This window comes from Streptomyces sp. NPDC056987 (genome assembly GCF_042673865.1).
In the GTDB taxonomy this organism is placed as follows: domain Bacteria; phylum Actinomycetota; class Actinomycetes; order Streptomycetales; family Streptomycetaceae; genus Streptomyces.
This window is the reverse complement of the sequence record NZ_JBHURV010000019.1, coordinates 154,303-170,708: the sequence shown is the minus strand read 5'-3', so window position 1 is coordinate 170,708 and position 16,406 is coordinate 154,303. Positions and strand designations below refer to the sequence as shown.

14 protein-coding genes and 3 pseudogenes are annotated in these 16,406 nt (G+C 71.2%); 12 read left to right on the top strand and 5 right to left on the bottom strand.

Translation table 11 applies throughout. The features are described 5' to 3' along the window. From ACFTZC_RS22580 to ACFTZC_RS22545, 8 genes are all read left to right on the top strand, one after another. Positions 1-926: hypothetical protein (locus ACFTZC_RS22580; RefSeq protein ID WP_382892402.1), on the top strand; the 926-nt coding region annotated here is incomplete at its 5' end. 72 nt (positions 927-998) lie between these two features. Next, positions 999-1,433 carry a phage tail protein gene (locus ACFTZC_RS22575; protein WP_365815833.1) on the top strand — a complete coding sequence of 145 codons (435 nt, stop codon included), beginning with the start codon at positions 999-1,001 and terminating at the stop codon, positions 1,431-1,433. Positions 1,434-1,440: 7 nt separating this feature from the next. Further along, the gene (locus ACFTZC_RS22570; RefSeq protein ID WP_365815835.1) at positions 1,441-2,163 is read left to right on the top strand and encodes a LysM peptidoglycan-binding domain-containing protein; all 723 of its coding nucleotides are present in this window, start codon (positions 1,441-1,443) and stop codon (positions 2,161-2,163) included. Further along, positions 2,163-4,070: a VgrG-related protein gene (locus ACFTZC_RS22565; protein WP_382892399.1), complete on the top strand. Its 1,908-nt coding sequence runs from the start codon at positions 2,163-2,165 to the stop codon at positions 4,068-4,070. The genes ACFTZC_RS22570 and ACFTZC_RS22565 overlap by 1 nt, the downstream gene beginning before the upstream one ends. Then, positions 4,070-4,513, top strand: coding sequence for a GPW/gp25 family protein (locus ACFTZC_RS22560; protein ID WP_382892397.1), 444 nt, complete (start codon positions 4,070-4,072; stop codon positions 4,511-4,513). The genes ACFTZC_RS22565 and ACFTZC_RS22560 overlap by 1 nt, the downstream gene beginning before the upstream one ends. After that, positions 4,513-6,471 carry a putative baseplate assembly protein gene (locus tag ACFTZC_RS22555; protein WP_382892396.1) on the top strand — a complete coding sequence of 653 codons (1,959 nt, stop codon included), beginning with the start codon at positions 4,513-4,515 and terminating at the stop codon, positions 6,469-6,471. The genes ACFTZC_RS22560 and ACFTZC_RS22555 overlap by 1 nt, the downstream gene beginning before the upstream one ends. A 65-nt stretch (positions 6,472-6,536) precedes the next feature. Next, positions 6,537-7,088, top strand: a complete 552-nt coding sequence (locus ACFTZC_RS22550) for a phage tail protein (protein ID WP_382892419.1) — start codon at positions 6,537-6,539, stop codon at positions 7,086-7,088. 359 nt (positions 7,089-7,447) lie between these two features. After that, the gene (locus ACFTZC_RS22545; RefSeq protein WP_382892395.1) at positions 7,448-8,515 is read left to right on the top strand and encodes an NADase-type glycan-binding domain-containing protein; all 1,068 of its coding nucleotides are present in this window, start codon (positions 7,448-7,450) and stop codon (positions 8,513-8,515) included. Positions 8,516-8,688: 173 nt separating this feature from the next. On the opposite strand, the pseudogene ACFTZC_RS22540 reads toward ACFTZC_RS22545, so the two are convergent. Continuing rightward, positions 8,689-8,778, bottom strand: a pseudogene (locus ACFTZC_RS22540) (cupin); the annotation flags it as partial. Between ACFTZC_RS22540 and ACFTZC_RS22535 the strand changes: the two are divergent. The 3 genes and pseudogenes from ACFTZC_RS22535 to ACFTZC_RS22525 form a co-directional block, all read left to right on the top strand. After that, a pseudogene (locus ACFTZC_RS22535) lies at positions 8,761-8,895 on the top strand (AraC family transcriptional regulator); the annotation flags it as partial. The pseudogenes ACFTZC_RS22540 and ACFTZC_RS22535 overlap by 18 nt on opposite strands. Positions 8,896-9,142: 247 nt before the next feature. Next, the gene (locus ACFTZC_RS22530) at positions 9,143-10,744 is read left to right on the top strand and encodes an FAD-dependent monooxygenase (protein WP_382892393.1); all 1,602 of its coding nucleotides are present in this window, start codon (positions 9,143-9,145) and stop codon (positions 10,742-10,744) included. 58 nt (positions 10,745-10,802) lie between these two features. Next, positions 10,803-11,333, top strand: coding sequence for a hypothetical protein (locus ACFTZC_RS22525; protein WP_382892391.1), 531 nt, complete (start codon positions 10,803-10,805; stop codon positions 11,331-11,333). A gap of 246 nt (positions 11,334-11,579) precedes the next feature. Here ACFTZC_RS22525 and ACFTZC_RS22520 read toward each other — a convergent pair whose 3' ends face one another. Genes ACFTZC_RS22520 through ACFTZC_RS22505 form a run of 4 tightly spaced genes read right to left on the bottom strand, consistent with a single transcriptional unit; the run spans position 11,580 to position 15,578 of the window. Then, entirely contained in the window at positions 11,580-13,067 is a 1,488-nt protein-coding gene (locus ACFTZC_RS22520; RefSeq protein WP_382892389.1) for an ATP-binding protein, read from the bottom strand. Further along, positions 13,064-13,762 carry a response regulator transcription factor gene (locus ACFTZC_RS22515; protein ID WP_382892387.1) on the bottom strand — a complete coding sequence of 233 codons (699 nt, stop codon included), beginning with the start codon at positions 13,760-13,762 and terminating at the stop codon, positions 13,064-13,066. Before ACFTZC_RS22515 ends, ACFTZC_RS22520 begins: the two co-directional genes overlap by 4 nt. 35 nt (positions 13,763-13,797) lie before the next feature. Continuing rightward, positions 13,798-14,664, bottom strand: coding sequence for an ABC transporter permease (locus ACFTZC_RS22510; RefSeq protein WP_382892384.1), 867 nt, complete (start codon positions 14,662-14,664; stop codon positions 13,798-13,800). Beyond that, complete coding sequence (locus ACFTZC_RS22505; protein WP_382892382.1) at positions 14,664-15,578, bottom strand: ABC transporter ATP-binding protein; 915 nt, start codon at positions 15,576-15,578, stop codon at positions 14,664-14,666. Before ACFTZC_RS22505 ends, ACFTZC_RS22510 begins: the two co-directional genes overlap by 1 nt. 297 nt (positions 15,579-15,875) lie before the next feature. On the opposite strand from ACFTZC_RS22505, the pseudogene ACFTZC_RS22500 reads away from it, so the two are divergent. Next, a pseudogene (locus ACFTZC_RS22500) lies at positions 15,876-16,220 on the top strand (helix-turn-helix domain-containing protein); the annotation flags it as partial. Positions 16,221-16,406: the final 186 nt, after the last annotated feature.

Below are 16,406 nucleotides of genomic sequence, written 5' to 3'. Positions count from 1 at the left end.
CGGCGGCCCCGATGTCCGCCCCCATGTCCGCCCCGATATCCGCGCCCCTGTCCGCCCCGGCCACGATGCCGAACGCGCCCGCGCCCCGCGCCGCGCAGGACGCGCCGCCCGTGCAACTCAGCACCGACGGGCTCAAGTTCAACGCGGTCGCCCCGGCCTTCCCCACCGTTCAGCGCTCGGCCGCGGCGCCTTCGGCGGTACGGCCGACGGCGGTGCGGCCGACATCGGCACCGGCCACGGCACCGGCATCGGCACGACCTGCCGCTCCGGCCCAGGCCCAGGCCCAGGCCTCGGCCCCGGTTTCGATACAGCGCGCCCCCGCCGGGCCGGTCCCTACGCCGATGACGGCCGCCGGTCCCCGTACCCCCGGCACCCCGGGGCCCCCCGCCCCCGGTGCCACGGCGCCCCCGCCGGCCCCGAGCCGGGTCGTCTCCCTCGCGCCCGCCGCGCCCCGCCCGCCCGTGGCGCTCCCCGTACAGCGGGCCGCCGCGACCCCGGCCGTGGCACCGGCGGAGGTTCCGCAGGCCGCCCGGCTCACCACGCCCGCCGCGCCCGGCAGGCCGTCCACGCCGCGCGGGTCCACGACCGTCGCCGTACAGCGGGCCCCTGAGCGAGGCGGCCGGCCGGCGGGGAGCGGGCTGCCGCCGGGGAACACAACGGCCCCGGGGCAGCGTTCCTCCGTTCAGCGGGCCCCGGCCCAGCAGGTCGCCATCCAGCGTGCGCCGAACGAGGACACGTCGGAGAAGAAGAAGTCCACGGACCCCGAACCACCGTCCGTGACCAGCCAGTTCAAGCCCCGTGAGCTGAAGGAGGACCAGATGGCGGAGCTGGTCCACCGGCTCATCGGACCGATGACCCGGTTGCTCCGCACCGAACTCCGCGTCGACCGGGAGCGGATCGGCAAGTTGCGCGACCCCCGTCATTGACCGGTTGTCCCCCGATGACCGGATGTCCCCCCGTCCCCGAACCGCACGTGGAACCGCAGGAAGGCCCACCGGATGTCCCAGGAGCTCGATCCCGGCACCACCATTTTCTTCAACCTCTCCATCGACGGGGAGAGCCTGGGCACCTTCAACGGCTGTGACGGGCTCTCCACGCAGGTCGAGGTCGAGCAGCGGCAGGAAGGCGGCAACAACAACTTCGTCTGGCAGCTGCCCACCCGCATCAGCTACTCCAACATCACGCTGACGCGCCCGCTCCGTCCGGAGACCTCGAAGGTCGCGGCCTGGATCTCCTCCGTCACCACCGGAGTGACCCGGCCCACCGCGCAGATCGTCGCGATGCGCGCCAACGGTTCGATCGTCACCCGGTGGGGGCTGCTCGACGTCCTCCCGGTGAGCTGGCGCGGGCCGTCCTTCGATCCGAACAGCCCCGCCGTGGCGACCGAGGTCCTGGAGATCGCGCACCACGGCTTCACGGATGTAGGGGAGTAGCCGACCGATGGACCTCAGCAGTTTCGGTGTGGGCGACAGCCTGGTACGGGCGACGCTCGCCATTCATCAGCCGCCGATCGGCAGCAGCACCACGCCCGGTGCGCTGATGAAGACGTTCGAGTTCGACTTCAACCCGGCCCAGCTGTCGCTGACCCGGCGGGCGAGCTGGAAGACCACGCCCACCGCCGCCGTGCGCGACGGCGCGGTGCCGGAGTTCATGGGGCCCGAGCCCCGGGAGATGTCGGTGGAGATCTTCCTCGACCGCTCCGACGACCCGGACAGCAACGACGTGCGCAAGAAGGTCGAAGCGCTCTTCTCCTGCTGCGAGACGACCACGGCCAGTATTGCCGCGAACCAGCCCTCCACCCCCTGGGTGGTCTTCGAGTGGGGTGCCTTCTCGACCGCCAGGTTCCCGGCGTACGTCACCTCCGTGCAGGCCACGTACACCCTCTTCAACACCACGGGGATGCCGATCCGGGCCACCTGCCAGGTGAGCATGAACGAGATCCCGGGCAGCACCCTCGGCCAGAACCCCACCTCGGGCGCGCTCACCTCCCGCCGGGTGCACCGGGTGGTGGCGGGCGACTCGCTCCAGTTCCTCGCCTGGCGCGAGTACGGGGACGCCACCGCGTGGCGCACGATCGCCGAGGCCAACAGCATCGACAACCCGTCGGTGCTGGCCCCCGGCACCGAGCTGATGCTTCCCGCCGCAGAGGAGGTGCGCGGCTGATGCCCGAGGTCGGCTTCTCCAACATCCTCTTCGTGCAGATCGGGAGCACCAAGCTCAAGAATCCGGAGAACAAGCAACTGGTCGGCGGCTGGGTCGACTTCGGCGCGGGCGTGCCGGGCGCGTTCCATCTCACCTTCCGCGACAACAAGAAACTGCTCCTCGGCGACCTGAAGGCCAAGATCGGCGTGCCCGTGGTGATCGCGCCCGTCTCGGACGGCGACGGTGCGCAGAACCCGCTGATCACCGCCGAGATCACGGCACTGGAGACCGACTACGACCAGACGGGTACGTTCACCGTCATCCGCGGTTACGACAAGGGCCACCGCATGCTCCGGCACCGGCGGGTGAAGGCGTACAAGGGCAAGTCCGCCACCGAGATCGCGAAGGAACTGGCCGGCAAGAGCGGCATCCCGCTCGGCAAGGTCGAGTCGAGCGGCGGTGCGTACGAGTTCATCAGCCAGTCCAATGTCACCGACTGGGACTTCGTCCAGAGGCTCGCGGACGAGAACGAGATGGTGGCGTACATCGACTCGAAGGGCGAGTTCCGCTTCGTCAAGCGGGAGAAGGCGTCCAAGGCTCCGCCGCCGAGCACTCCCAGCGACAAGAGCCCGTTCGTCCTGAAGGCCGGCGACGAGATCCTGCGCTGCCGGTCGGCGGTCACCTCGGCCGACCAGGTGGCCGAGGTCCGGGTGCGCGGCTGGGACGTCCAGGCCAAGCGGACGGTCATCGGCAAGGCTCCCGCCCTGGCCAACGACGGCCTGGAGATCGGTACGACCCCGGCCAGGGTGACGAAGAAGTTCGGCAACGCCGAACTGGTCGGGACCGACCTGCCCTACGACAAGGACACCGAGGCCCAGGACGCGGCCGAGGCGCTCGCCGACGACGTGACCTCCTCCTTCGCCGAGGTGGAGGTCACCGCGCGCGGCAACCCGGAGCTGCGTCCCGGTATCCCCGTCACCCTCTCGAAGGTGGGCAAGCCGTTCGAGGGCAAGTACACGGTCACGGGCGCGCGCCACAGCTTCGGGGACCAGGAGCACTATCTGACGTTCCTGACCGTCAGCGGCCGCCAGTGGCGTTCGCTGTACGGGCTCGCCTCCGGCGGTGGCGGGGCGGCCTCGTCCCGGCTGCCGAGCGTCGCCAACGCGCTGGTCACCGACATCAAGGATCCGCTCAAGCAGGGCCGGGTCAAGCTGAAGTTCCCGTGGCTGGACGACATGTACGTCAGCGACTGGGTCCGCACGGTGCAGTTCGGCGGCGTGAAGGGCGGCAGCCTCATCGGCCCGGACGTCGACGACGAGGTGCTGGTGGCGTTCGACCGCGGCGCGCTCGACCACCCGTACGTGATCGGCGGCCTCTACAACGGCAAGGACAAGCCGGCCCCCAACGACGTGCCGGTGTACGACGCGACGCGCGGCAAGGTCACCCGGCGCACCCTGGCTGATCGTGACAACAACCGGCTCGACCTGCTCGACCAGAGCGTCGGCCGCAAGCGCGGGGTGCGGCTGACCACCGGTGACAGGAAGCTCACCATCAACCTGGACCGGACCGGTACCGAGATCATCATCGACAGCAAGGGCAAGGTGTCCATCAAGGGCACCGGCGCCGTGTCGATCAGGGCGGGCGGCAACCTGTCGCTGAACGCGGGGGGATCCCTGATGATCCGCAGCGGCGGCCCGCTCAACATCACCTCGGGCACCGCCCTCAACGTCAACGCGGGCGCCGCGCTTTCCCTGAAGGCGGGCGGCGCCGCCTCCCTCAACGCGGGTGGGGTGGTCAACCTGAACACGGCCGGCATCATGACGCTCACCGCCGGCGCCACCATGCAGCTCACCGCGATAGCCAATCTCGGCCTCAAGGGCCTCACGATCAAGTCCAGCGTGCCGGTCATCCCCACAGGAGGCGTCTGATGGCCCAGCAGTTCGTCGGCACCGGATGGGCCTTCCCGCTCCGTATCAGCCCCACCGGCGGTATCGCCATGGTCAGCGGGGAACGCGAGGTCGAGGAGGCCATCCGGCTCGTCCTCGCCACCGCGCCCGGCGAGCGGCCGATGCGGCCCGAATTCGGCTGCGCCATCCACGACATGGTCTTCGCGCCGGTCAACGAGGCCACCGCGGGCCGGATCCAGCACGAGGTGTACGCCAGCCTCGACCGCTGGGAGCCGCGGATCGACGTGGACGACGTCGCGGTGACCGCGGGGGAGCAGCAGGGCGTGCTCTACATCGACGTCCGCTACTCGATCCGGGGCACCAACAACCCGCGCAGCCTGGTCTTCCCGTTCTATGTCATCCCCTCACACGACGGACCCGAGGGGTCCGGTACGTCCGACGCACACATTGGAAACGACCGCTGATGGCCCTCCCCTCCCCGAACCTCGACGACCGCCGCTTCCAGCAGTTCGTGGACGACGCCAAGCGGTACATCCAGCAGCGCGCCCCCGAGTGGACCGACCACAACGTCTCCGATCCGGGCGTGACCCTCGTCGAGACCGTCGCGCACATGGCCGACCAGATCGTGTACCGGCTCAACCGGGTGCCCGAGAAGAACCACCTGGCGTTCCTGGACCTGATCGGGATCACCCTCTTCCCGCCGTCGGCGGCGCGCGCCGACGTCACGTTCTGGCTGTCGGCGCCGCAGCAGCAGCCCGTGATCCTGGCGACGGGCACCGAGGTCGGCACGGCCCGTTCCCAGGAGGAGGAGGCGGTCGTCTTCGCCACGGAGGGCGAACTCACCGTCGTGCCCTGCGAGTTGTCGTACCTGACGGTGCAGCGCGAGGGCGACCAGGCCGTCGACCGCACCTCCGACCTCGCCGAGTCCAAGGACGTGCACTGCTTCGGCGAGTCCCCCCGGCCCGGCGACCGCATGATGTTCGGGCTCAGCGCCGCCGTGCCGCACTGCGCGGTCGTCCTGGAGCTCGACAGCCAGGTCGACGGTGTCGGTGTGGACCCGCGGCAGCCGCCGCTCGCCTGGGAGGCGTGGACACCGGACGGCTGGGCCGCCTGCGAGGTCGACCGGGACACCACCGGTGGTCTCAACCGGCCCGGCGAGGTCGTCCTGCACGTCCCCGGCGGCCACGCGCTCTCCCGTACCGGGCGGCACGAGGCGGGGTGGCTGCGCTGCCGGGTCACCGAGCCGCTCCAGGACCAGCCGTTCTACACCACCTCGCCGACCATCCGGTCCGCGGAGGCGTTCACCATCGGCGGCACCACGCGCGTCGTGCACGCGGAGACGGTGCGCGACGAGGCGCTGGGGGAGGCCACCGGGCTGCCGGCGCTCCGGGTGCAGCTGGCCAACACGCCCGTCATCGGCGATGTGCCCCCGCTGCTCCTCCAGGTCGCGGAGCGCGACGGCTGGGTCGACTGGGAGACCGTCGGCCACTTCGCCGCCTCGGGCCCCGACGACCGGCACATCACGCTCGACGCGACGACCGGTGAGATCGCCTTCGGCCCGTCCGTACGCGAACCGGACGGCACGCTGCGCCAGTACGGGGCGGTGCCGCCCAAGGGCGCGCCGATCCGGGCGAACCGTTACCGCACGGGCGGCGGCAAGTCGGGCAATGTCGCGCGCGGCGCGATCCGGGTGCTGCGCGACTCCGTTCCGTACATCTCCGAGGTGATCAACCGGGAAGCGGCGGTGGGCGGGGTCGACGGCGAGAGCGTCGAGGAGGCGAAGCTCCGGGCGCCGATCGCGCTGAGCGCCCAGGACCGGGCGGTGACGCTGCGGGACTACGAGGAGCTGGCGCGGCGCGCGGCGCCCGAGACGGCCCGGATCACCTGCCTGGAGGCGGAGCCCGACGAGCACGGGGCGCACGCGGTACGGGTGCTGGTGGTCCCGCAGGCGGTCTCCGACCCGGGCGGACGGCTGCGCTTCGAGCAACTGGTCCCGGGCGACGCCCTGCTGGGCCGTATCACCCGCTACCTCGACGAGCGGCGGCTGATCGGCACCCGGCTGGCGGTCGGGCCGCCGTTCTACCAGGGCGTGACGGTCGTCGCGACGGTGCACGCCTTCCGCGGCACGGAGACCGACCGGGTACGGCGCCTGGCGCACGACGCGCTCTACCGCCACCTCGACCCGCTGACCGGGGGCGCGCACGGCACGGGGTGGCCGTTCGGCCGTCCGGTGCAGGCGGGTGAGATCTTCGCGGTGCTGCAACGGGTGCCGGGCGTCGAGCTGGTGGACGAGGTGCTGCTGCACCCGGCGGACCCGCTCAGCGGCAAGCGCGGCGACCCCACGGAGCGGATCGACCTCCAGGCGCCGGCGCTGGTCTTCTCGTTCGACCACCGGGTCCGGGTCATCGGAGACGCCTCGTGAGTACCGGTACGGGGGCGAGCACGCGGGGTTCGGTGGACGGGCTGGCCTCGTCGTTCCCGCTGGGGATGATGCTCCCCGCGGTCTTCGCGGACGACGACCTCGCCCAGCGTTTCGTGGCGGGCCTGGACGAGGTGCTCGCGCCGTTCCACAACGTCCTGGACTGCCTGGACACCTACTTCACCCCGTCGCTCGCCCCGGCGGACTTCACCCGCTGGGTGGGGAGCTGGGTGGGTGCGGAGACCGAGAGTTACGACACCGCGCTCACCTCCAGTGAGGCGGTACCCGACCCGCAGACGATCGCGGCCCTGCGCGCCGCGGTCGCCGCCGCCGTGCGCCTGCACCGCATCCGCGGTACGCGGCTCGGTCTGGCGGAGGCGGTCCGGCTGGTCTTCGGCGTGGAGCCGGAGATCACCGAGAGCGGCGCGGCCACCTGGGACGCCCGCCCCCTGGGCCCGGTCCCGGGCGAGCACAGACCCGCACTGCACGTCACCGTACGGCTCAAGAACCCTTCCCCGGCCGACGCGCACCGGCTGGAGCGCCTGGTCGCGGCAGCCCGCCCCGCCCATATGCCTTACGCGGTCCAGGTGACCGCCGCCGAAAGGACATCCGACAGGTGACCAGCCAGACTTCTTCCTCACCATCCTCGCCCTCGCCATCGCAGGCGTCGGACACCTCCGGGCAGGCCGGCCGCAGGGCGGGCAACTGCGCTGAGTGCGGTACGCGGCCGGACCCGGGGCAGTCGTTCTGCGACGGCTGCGGAGCGGTCCTGAACTGGTCCCCGGAGCCGCCGTCCTCGACGTCGTCTTCGTCTTCGTCTTCGGCGTCCCCGGCTGCTTCGCCTGCGTCGGCTTCGACGCCGGGCGGCACGTCGGACACCGGCGGCACGGGCCCGACCGGCGGTACGGGCGCGGCGGGCGGCACCGGTGGGGCGGCCGCGGCGGCGGACACCCCCGCGCCGCAGCACCACGCGGACCCGGTGACGCCGGAGGACGAGGACACGACCCCCACGCTCCGTAACCGCCAGGCACAGGCCGCCGCCGCCCGGGACGCCGCACCGGCGAACCCCTACGCGCCCGCCGCCTCACCCGCGCCGCCCACCCACGTGGCGACGCCCTCCACCCCTGCCCCCTCCGCCGCCGAGGAGGCGGAACGGGCGCGGGCCCTGCTCGTCCCGGTGGCCGACCCGGAGGGGCGCCCCGCGACCACCCCGGACGTGGCCCCGGTCCTCCCGGGCCGCCCCGCCGCCGCCCGCCCCCGCGTCCAGTCCCCCGGCGCGGAACCGGCCGACGAGACCGGCCCCCCGTGCCCCTGGTGCTCCACCGGCAACCGCCCCGACCGGCACTTCTGCCGCCGCTGCGCGATGGCCCTCACGGACAACACCAACGTCCCGGACGCCCCCCGCCCCTGGTGGCGCCGCATGTGGTGGGGCGCCGGCGAACGCCCGGCCCCGTGGGCGGGCGACCGTCCGCGGCTGCGGCGCGGTATCAGCGGCATCTTCAGCTGGATAGCCCTGGCCCTCGCGCTGGTGCTCGTGGTGTTCGCCGCGTTCAACGTGGACAACGCCTGGAACGCCGCACGCGACCACTTCGCCAAGCGCGCCCAGGTCAACCCCGACAAGATGACGGCGTCCCGCTCCTTCAAGGGCCACGAGCCGAAGCTGGCCTTCGACAAGATCAGCAACTCCTGGTGGGGCCCCGGCATCGATCAGTCCGCCGAGGGCGAGTGGATCCAGGCCGAATTCCTGCAGCCGATCCGCATTCTTGACGTGATCATCACCCCGGGCATCTCCGTCCGGGCGAGCGACCTGGCGGAAGCGGCGGCGCCGCACCGGATGGACGCGGTGATCACCGCCTCCGACGGCAAGAAGACCACCCGCCAGATCACCCTGGACCAGGGCAGCGGCCCCCAGCGCCTCAAGTTCCGCGTGGGCGAGGTGTCCAGCGTCCGCTTCATCATCCGCTCGGCGTACGGCGCGGGCCCCGACAAGCAGGTCTCGATCGCCGAGATCGAGTTCTTCGGCCGCTCAAGGGCGAACCAGGGCTGAGCCAGTACGACGTACCGAAGAGGCACCCCGTACCGGAAACCCAGGACGCTGCTGCCGTCTTCGACGCCATGACCACTTCGCCCCGCCGAGCTCACGCTCGGCGGGGCGAAGTGCTGCGCGGTGGACTGCCGCCGGACGCCGAGGGAAGTGGCGCGCGCCCGAGACCTGTCGGATCAGGTGCCGAGTGCGTGGCCGGTCGTCGCGTCCACATGGTCCGGGATCTCGTCGTGGCGATCGCCCACGGTCGGTGTCCCGGCGGGCTCGATGCCGTCCGAAGGGCGCACCCACGCGGTGCGCGCCTGGTCGGCTTCCGCAGCGGCGCCTTCACCCTGGCCGCGGCCGGAGTCCTCGAAGGGCGCCGGGCCACCGCGCACTGGCAGAGGTCGCCAACTCGGTGGTGAGCCGACGACTGGCCTTCGCGGCGCACCGCCGCCCATCTGCGCACGCTGATGCGCCGCGAGAACGGGGCGGGCATCCAGGCGGGCATCCGCGTCCGGCGCGCGGACGTTGCGGACGGCTGCCGGGTGCGGATGATTGGCCATAGCGGCACAAGTCGCCGTCGATATCACCGAATATTCATTCGGTAAGGCGTGCTGCCGGACCCGAGGTGATCAGGAGGACTTCGGCATGCCCGTGGACACCACGGAGACGGAGGTGTTGATCGTAGGCGGCGGCCCGGTCGGGCTCACCGCCCGAGCGCTTCTGGAGCGCTGGGGTGTGCGGGTACTGCTGGTCGAGAAGCACCGCGAGCTGTCGCCCTTTCCACGGTCCCGGCTGGTCAACGTGCGCTCGATGGAGATCTTCCGCCAGCTCGGGCCGGCCGCCGGGATCACCGCCGCCGCGTTCGCACCGGAGTACGGCCGCGTCCGCTTCCGCGACACCCTGTACGACCGTGACTTCGCCACGGCGGCGATGGCCGGGGTCGACGCGCCGGTCCCCGAGAGCCCCGTGACCGGTGCGCTCACCTCGCAGGACCGGCTGGAACCCATCCTGCTCGCCGCCGCGCACGCACCGGCGCGGTTCGGGTCCGAGCTGATCGGCCTGACCGAGGAGACCGACGGCGTCGTGGCCCTGCTCGCCGACCGTCACCACGGTGACGAGACCCGGGTCCGGGCCCGGTACGTGCTGGCCGCCGACGGCGCGAGCTCCACCGTCCGGCACCTGCTGGGAATCGGCACCACCGGCCCGGGAGCGCTCGGGGATGTCACCACCGTCGTGTTCGACGCCGATCTCCACCCCTGGTGCGCCCGCCAGCCCGCCGGGGTCTACTTCACCGCGCACGGCTCGTTCCTCCCGCTCTACCCGGAAGGAGGCTGGGCCTGGTTCGCCCCCACCCCTGAAGACCCGGCGCGCGCCGACTGGCCCGCCCTCGTCTCGCGCGCCCTCGGCCCGGGCGCCGAGGTACGGGTCGAGGTGCTGCGCGTTCAGCACTGGGTGATGAACGCGTTCGTCGCCGAACGCTTCCGCCAGGGCCGGATCCTGCTGGCCGGCGATGCCGCGCACGCCATCCCCATCATCGGCGGCCTGGGTATGAACGCCGGCATCGCCGATGTACACAACCTGTGCTGGAAGCTGGCGGGTGTTCTTCAAGGGTGGGCCGGTCCAGGCATGTTGGAGACCTACGCGACGGAACGGCTACCGGTCGCCCACCGGACCCTCCGCCAGGCAGTGGCCAACACCCAGCTTCTGCTCCAGGTGCAGAACCGGCGCCGCGAGCAGCTCCACACCGGCGAAGGAGCGCCGGACCGGATCGAACCGCCCTGGTCGGAAGAGTACTTCGCCCAACTCGGCCTCGTGCTCGGCGTCGCCTACCACTCCGACGCCGTCCTCCCCGACAACGGCCCCGCCTCCGAACCGCCAGGCAGTGACACCCCACCCGAGCCGCCCGACAGTGGCACGGACTACCTCCCCACCACAGAGCCGGGCCATCGCATGCCACACCTCTGGCTCACACCCGACAGCTCCACGCTCGACATCCTCGGCGAATGGTTCACCCTCCTCACCCCGGACCCCGCCGACTGGGGGCGACAGGCCACCGCCGCCACACCCTGGCCGCTGCGCATCGAGGCCCTTCCGTACGAGCACATCGACTTCTGCGGCCTCCGCCCGCACGGAGCACTGCTCATCCGACCCGACGGCCACATCGGCGCCCGCTGGCGCGACCGCCCACCGAGCGACACCACCCTCCGCCACGCCCTCACCACCCTCACCCGCTCGACGCGCACCTGAGAGGAGGTACGGTCCCGCCCAGCCGCTCCACCGCCGTGCGCCACGCGTCGGTCACCGCTTGGCGTGCCTGCTCGGCGGCGGTGACCGGGTCCCCGGCCAGCGTCACCGGGCGCCCGACGTGCACATGGAGCGCGGGGCGCCGTACGGGCGCGGTCAGCAGCACCGCCGGCGCGTGAACCTCAACCCCCTCCTCCAGGCACTCGACCTCCAGGAAGACGCCGCCCGGACCCTGGCCGACGAACTCCGCACCCGGATCGATGCCCTGCAGAACCAGCTCCGCGATGGCGAGCTGCGTCTGGAGCACCTTGCCATCACCCGCACGACCATCACCGGCCTCGCCGACGGCATTCCGGACCAGGCAGCCGACCTGGCAGGAAGCCTGGAGCTGCCCGAGCACCCGGACTACCCGCGCATCCTCGCGGTCTTCAACGACACCAGCGGCCCACTGCGGGCCCGAGACATCTGCCAGGCCCTTGACTTCGAGCTCCTGCTGAAACACGTCGAACGCACCCGCAACAAGATGAAACGCCTGGTCACACTAGGAATCCTCAGCGAAGCCGAGCCCGGCACCTTCAGCAAGAAGCAGTAGCCAAGCCCGGAACAGACATCACCTCACGAACCGCCCACTCAGTCGCTGTGCAGGCGGCGATGGGGATCTGCTGCCTCATGGAAGAGCTCGGTGGCTGCCACGATCGGCAGGCGAGCAGGAGTGACCACGCTCGTCGCTCGAGCGGTCACGGAGTTGGGCTTGTGCTAGGCACTGCGTAGCCGCCACGCAGCACCGCCCGCGTCTATTGTCGGCTCACTTGATGTTTCGGCGCCAGCAGCACGGCGCTCAGGAGTGCAGAGGCAACAGGACGCGGAAATTCGCTCCGGCGCCTGGGGCCGTCTCGATCTCGACACGGCCTCCATGGGCGCGTACGAGGGAGTCGGCGATGGCCAGCCCCAGGCCGGCACCGCCGCCGATGCGGGCGCGGGCACGGGCTTTGTCCGCCCGGTAGAACCGGTCGAAGGCCCGTCTTGCCTGAAGCGCGGTCATGCCGGGGCCCGCGTCGTGGAATTCCAGGACGGCCAGTCCGCCTCGCGTGCCGACGCCGATACGCACCGGGGTGCCCGCGGGGGTGTGGGCGATGGCGTTGCCGACCAGGTTGGAGGTGACCTGGTGAAGCCGGGCCTCATCGCCGAGGACGGGGGCTGCGGCGGGTGGTCCGCCGCCGGGGCCGGTGAGGGCGACGGGGCGTTGCGGGTCGAGGGCGCGCAGGTCGTGCAACGCGTCGGCGGCCAGGGTGCGCAGGTCCATGGGGGTGAGCTGCAGCGTCTGTGCGGCGGCGGCCGCGTCCTCGTCGAGTCGGGCCAGGAGTAGGAGTTCTTCCACCAGGCCGACCAGTCGGCCGGCTTCGCGTTCGATGCGGTTCATCGAGGTGTCGACGTCCGAGCGATCGGGCATGCCGCCCATCCGGTAGAGCTCGGTGAAGCCTTTGATGCCGGCCAGGGGGGTGCGCAGTTCGTGGCTGACGTCGGCGATGAAGCGGCGCATGCGCTGCTCGGTCTCGGCGCGGGCTGCGTTGCCCGCCTCGATCCGGTCGAGCATGCCGTTGAGCGAGGTGGACAGCCGGCCGAGTTCGGTGCGCGGGGCTGCGAGCTGCGGGACGCGGCGGGAGAGGTCTCCGGAGGCGATGGCGGCGGCGGTGGTCTCGATGCGGCGCAGCGGCCGCAGTCCGCCGCGCACCGCGAACCATCCGGCAAGTCCCAGGAGTCCCAGGACCGCGGCGTCGATCAGCAGGACCTTCTTGGTGAGCTGGCTCATGGCGTCATCGACGTCGCTGCGTGAGCCCGCCACCACCACGCTGCCTACTGAAGCGTCGCTCTCGCCGGACGCGCTCGGTACGGCGACGGCTCGCCAGGTCTCGCCGCCGCTCGCCGCTTCTGCGGAGAAGGGCTTGCCGTCACGCTTGGCGACCGCCGCGGCATCCAGACGGGGCAGCTGCGGGGCCGGGCCGGTGGCCTGCCGGATAACCTGGGTGACCTGACCGTCGGGGCCGAGGGCGGTGACGTACACGTCCGGGAGCCACAACTGCTCCACGCTCTCACGTACCTGAGGGGCGTCCTTGCTGACCACGTCCGGCAGATCGGGCAGGCGGGCGGTCACGGCGGCGACCCCTTTGACGCGTTCGTCGAGCTGCCGCACGAGTTGACGCTGAAGCTGATCGATGACCAGGCCGGTGCTGGCGAGCAGCGCCGCGACCAGCAACGCGAGAGTGATCGCCAGCAGTCGGTGGCGCAGCGACAGGCCCCGGCTGGGGCGGGCGTCGGCGCCGTTCACTGCGGCGGCCTGCGCAGCACGTATCCGGTGCCGCGCACCGTGTGGATCAACTTGGGTTCACCGGCGTCCAGTTTGCGGCGCAGGTAGCTGATGTAGGAGGCGACGATGCTGTCGTCGCCTCCGAAGTCGTAATGCCACACCAAGTCCAACAACTGTTCCTTGGACAAGACCTGGCCGACGTGTTCCATCAGCGCGCGCAGCAAGTTGAACTCCGTGGGGGACAGGGAGACGATCGCGCCTGCGCGGGTCACCTGGTGACTGTCGGGGTCCAGCACGAGATCGCCCACACTCAACCGGCCGTCCGGGGCCTGGCCGCTGCTACGGCGCAGAATGGCCCGGATCCGCAGGATCAGCTCTTCCAGGTTGAACGGTTTGGTGACGTAGTCGTCGCCGCCTGCGCTCAGCCCGCTGATCCGGTCCTTGGCCGCGTCCAGCGCGGTGAGGAACAGCACCGGTGGCGGGCCGCCCAGCGCGGGCGGCCCGTCCTGGCGCAGACGCCGTACGACCTCGAACCCGTCGAAGTCCGGCAGCATGACATCGAGGACGATCAGATCGGGGCGCGCACGCTGCACCGCGGCCAGCGCCTGCGCTCCGGTGGTCACCGACGTCACGGTGAAGCCGGCCAACTGCAGGCTGGCAGACAGCAGTTCCCGCAGAGTGGCATCGTCCTCCACCACCAACAACTGCTCTGTCATGGCCGCCCCATTCATGATTGCCCCGTCCGATCTTCCTACGCGTCGCGCTTGCGGAAGGTGAGAGACGCGGCGGCCAGCAGAACGGCCACGCTCCCGGCCATCACCGCGAGCCCGGGCCACGGCGTGAGCAGCGACGGATCCTGATAGCTCGTCATGATCTGCCCGCCGGCGGATGGCGGCCAGAACTTCGCGGTCCACTCCGACAGCGGCCCCGGCAGGGCCGGACCGAACGCGGGCACGATCAGCATGGCGGCGAACAGGGTGGTCACCGTGGCGGTAGTGCTGCGGATCAGCGTGCCCACAGCCAGGCCCATGAGTCCGGCGAGAGCCAGGAACAGCCCACCGCCCAGAATGGCGCGCGCGGATTGCGGGTCGGACAGCGTCAGGTGCGGTGCGCCAGCGCCCTTGAGTGCCGCCTGGCCCACGAGGAATCCGCTGAACGTGGTCGCCCATCCGGTGATCAGGGCTGTCGCGGCGAGCACGGCCGCCTTGGCTGCCAGGACCCGGCTGCGGTGCGGGGCGGCGCTGAGCGTGCTGACGATGGTGCGGCTGCCGTACTCGGCGGTGATCACCATGCCGCCCAGCAGCGCAATGGTGACCTGCGCCAGCATGTACCCCTTCAAGCTGGTGGCCAGCGGGTCGAACGTGAGCTGGTCCGCAGCCGTCATGTCAGCGAACTCATCGCCCGCGGAGGAGCCGTTGAGTGCGGCGAGGGCGCCGCCCAGCAGTAGTGTTCCGAGGATGACGTAGAGCGTCGAGCGCATCGTCCAGATCTTGATCCCCTCGGCGTGCAGGACGTGCCGAAACCGCGCTCTGCCGCCCGGCTTCCCGTGTGTGGAGCGGAGCTGCGGCGTCTCGACCGACGCGAAGCGGGTGCGGACGGGAGTGAGGGTCCTGCTCATCAGGCGGCGTCCTTGTCGGAGGAGTACTCGATGCTGTCGTGGGTCAGTTCCATGAAGACCTCCTCAAGCGAGGTCCGGCGCAGTGTCAGCTCGTGGAGCTCGATGCCTCCGGCCGCGGCCAGTGCGCCGATCCGGGCAGGGCCAATGCCGGTGACGACCAGCCGGTCCTCGCTTTCGAGCCGGGCAGCGGCGCCGGACCGGGCCAGGCGCTGTGCGAGGTCGGCGGCCTGCGGTGAGCGCACTACGACTTCCTGGTGGGAGTGCTCAGCGATGAACGCGGACATGCTGGTGTTGGCGATCAGCCGGCCCCGGCCGATCACGACGAGGTGATCGACGGTGAGTTCGATCTCGCTCATCAGATGGCTGGACATCATCACGGCCCGGCCTTCGGCGGCCATCCGGCGCATCAGCTTGCGGATCCAGACGATCCCCTCGGGGTCGAGCCCGTTGAGCGGCTCGTCCAGCACCAGCACCGGCGGGTCACCCAACAGGGCTGCGGCGATGCCGAGCCGTTGCTTCATGCCAAGCGAGTAGGTGCCGGCTGCCCGTCGCGCCACGCCCGACAGCCCAACTTCGTCCAGGACCGCCTCGACACGATCGCGGCCCAGCCCGTTGCTGGCGGCCAGCGCCAAAAGGTGGTGGTAAGCACTGCGGCTGGGCAGCACGGCTCCGGCTTCCAGCAGCGCCCCGACCGCCTTCAGCGGCGCGGGCTGTACCGCCACTGCCAGGCCGTTGACGGCGGCGGTGCCGGAGGTGGGTGCGTCCAACCCGAGGATCATCCGCATCGTCGTCGACTTCCCGGCCCCGTTCGGGCCCAGAAAGCCGGTGACCTCTCCAGAGCGAATGGTGAAGCTCAGGTCGTCGACGGCCAGCACGTCGCCGTAACGCTTGGTGAGCCCGTTCACCTCGATCATCAGATCCTCCAGCAAGGGTTGCGATAAGACAGCCACCGTGGTCGGGGCGTCCGAGATCCACCTTGGCCAACGCTTCTGGGACAAGCTGTGCACCTTGTGAGCCGTATGTGAGCCCCGCACCCCCGTGAACTGGCAAAGGCGCAGCCCAGCGGTCGGAGCGCGGAAGTGGGTGTGGCACACGGCCAGCGGACTCACACAGAACTCCCATAAACCAGTTCCGCCCCCCGCCAGCCGCCCGCCACATCTGCCCGGCATGCGGGCGCACGGACCACGGGGGCGGCGACGTGCGTCGCCGAGTCGGGCACACCACAGGCGGTCACCGACCTGGCCGAGCAGACTCGCCTGAGCAAGTCGACAGCCTCGCGCATCGCCGCCGAACTCGCGTCGTGCGGGGTGCTCATCCGGAGCGGCCGCACCGGCACGTACACCCTCGGCGCCAGGGCGCTGGTCCTCGCCGGTTCCGCGGCACCGTACCTGGTCGAGGTCCAAGTCGCGCTCGGTCAGCTCAGACCAAAACGGGTGAGACCGTCTGCCTGGTCGCCGAGACCGTCTCGGCGGTCGGGGACCCGTCCCACCGCGTCGGGTCGACGCCCGATCATCTTCGCGCCGCGAAAGGCGGCCAGGGCGGGGCGGCAGATCTAAGGATCCGCCGCCCCGCCCTGATCGACAGATGTCTCACCGGCGCTCACCTGGAACTGACTCGCCAGCCGACAACACCCCGATGAGACCGGTAGACAAGCGTCGGGGGCCCGCCCGGGGGGCGGCCGCCACCCACAAGCGCCCCCCACAGTGTGACCACACCAGGGAGGGGGGGGGCGCGGGCCCCAC

What these genes read in the sequence shown, in the direction of transcription:
- ACFTZC_RS22575 (WP_365815833.1), top strand. Translation starts at nt 999, where the DNA reads ATGTCCCAGGAGCTCGATCCCGGCACCACCATTTTCTTCAACCTCTCC.
- ACFTZC_RS22570 (WP_365815835.1), top strand. Translation starts at nt 1,441, where the DNA reads ATGGACCTCAGCAGTTTCGGTGTGGGCGACAGCCTGGTACGGGCGACG.
- ACFTZC_RS22565 (WP_382892399.1), top strand. Translation starts at nt 2,163, where the DNA reads ATGCCCGAGGTCGGCTTCTCCAACATCCTCTTCGTGCAGATCGGGAGC.
- ACFTZC_RS22560 (WP_382892397.1), top strand. Translation starts at nt 4,070, where the DNA reads ATGGCCCAGCAGTTCGTCGGCACCGGATGGGCCTTCCCGCTCCGTATC.
- ACFTZC_RS22555 (WP_382892396.1), top strand. Translation starts at nt 4,513, where the DNA reads ATGGCCCTCCCCTCCCCGAACCTCGACGACCGCCGCTTCCAGCAGTTC.
- ACFTZC_RS22550 (WP_382892419.1), top strand. Translation starts at nt 6,537, where the DNA reads ATGATGCTCCCCGCGGTCTTCGCGGACGACGACCTCGCCCAGCGTTTC.
- ACFTZC_RS22530 (WP_382892393.1), top strand. Translation starts at nt 9,143, where the DNA reads ATGCCCGTGGACACCACGGAGACGGAGGTGTTGATCGTAGGCGGCGGC.
- ACFTZC_RS22515 (WP_382892387.1), bottom strand. Translation starts at nt 13,762, where the DNA reads ATGACAGAGCAGTTGTTGGTGGTGGAGGACGATGCCACTCTGCGGGAA.
- ACFTZC_RS22510 (WP_382892384.1), bottom strand. Translation starts at nt 14,664, where the DNA reads ATGAGCAGGACCCTCACTCCCGTCCGCACCCGCTTCGCGTCGGTCGAG.
- ACFTZC_RS22505 (WP_382892382.1), bottom strand. Translation starts at nt 15,578, where the DNA reads ATGATCGAGGTGAACGGGCTCACCAAGCGTTACGGCGACGTGCTGGCC.